This is a genomic window from Streptomyces lancefieldiae, assembly GCF_031845825.1.
In the GTDB taxonomy this organism is placed as follows: Bacteria; Actinomycetota; Actinomycetes; order Streptomycetales; family Streptomycetaceae; genus Streptomyces; species Streptomyces lancefieldiae.
Genome location: NZ_JAVRFH010000254.1, coordinates 1 through 792, shown reverse-complemented (window position 1 = coordinate 792; position 792 = coordinate 1). Strand labels below are relative to the sequence as shown.

The window sequence follows — 792 nt, the reverse complement described above, 5'->3', positions numbered from 1 at the left end:
TCAGCCCAGTCCTCCACACCGATCACCTCTTCCACCTGACTCCCATGGAGCCAGACTGATCACTCGATCACGGAAGGGGTCACTTTTCATCGACCGATAGGGGGTCACGGTTCAAGGAACGGCGACAGGCGGTTCGGGTCGGCGGCTCACCTTGGTGGGTTCAGCAGGCAGTCGAGAGCCGCCGCTGCAGCTCCTCAGTCCGAGCGGAACATAGCCGACGATTGCCGGTTGGGCAAACCGGCGACGCTGCGGAGCATTGATCCATAGCCCGAGCCGGTGAGACACCGGATTACGGGTGCGCCTTTCGAGGTGCCGTGTGCTGTTGCAGGAAGAGATGACGGAGGAGACTTGCGAGTGGCTGTGACTGACCGGTTCATGGATGTCAAGGAAACTGCCGCATATTTGAACGTGTCCGTCTCCTGGCTGTATAAGAACGCAGCCCGGTCGGGATTGGTGATGTACAAATTCGGCGTAGGGATGAACTCGAAGATTCGTTTCAATGTCTCAGATGTTGAAGCGTGGGTGAAGCAGCAGCGAGTATCGGGAGTTTAAGGCATTTGTAATAGTTGACATCGGGAAAGGGATCATTCCTGGTGTCGCGGTTTTACAGCAAGACCGTGGGTGCCTTGTCGGCTGAACAGAGAGCGGATAGTTGGCAGTTTCGTTGGTTCGTGGGATGGGTTCGTTTTTCAAGGGGTGTGAGCATCCGCGGTCGCGGTGGTCGAAGTGTCCGCACCCGTACACGGTCCGGTATAGGTCGGCGGCCGGGAGGCAGGTGGAGGAGTCCGGGTT

General features: G+C 58.0%; 1 protein-coding gene and 1 pseudogene. Both read left to right on the top strand.

The window, feature by feature from the left end; all coding sequences use genetic code 11:
* The first annotated feature begins 375 nt into the window (after window positions 1-375).
* The gene (locus RM812_RS43250; protein ID WP_394816610.1) at window positions 376-552 is read left to right on the top strand and encodes a helix-turn-helix domain-containing protein; all 177 of its coding nucleotides are present in this window, start codon (window positions 376-378) and stop codon (window positions 550-552) included.
* Window positions 553-676: 124 nt separating this feature from the next.
* Window positions 677-792: pseudogene (locus tag RM812_RS41965) on the top strand (tyrosine-type recombinase/integrase); the annotation flags it as partial.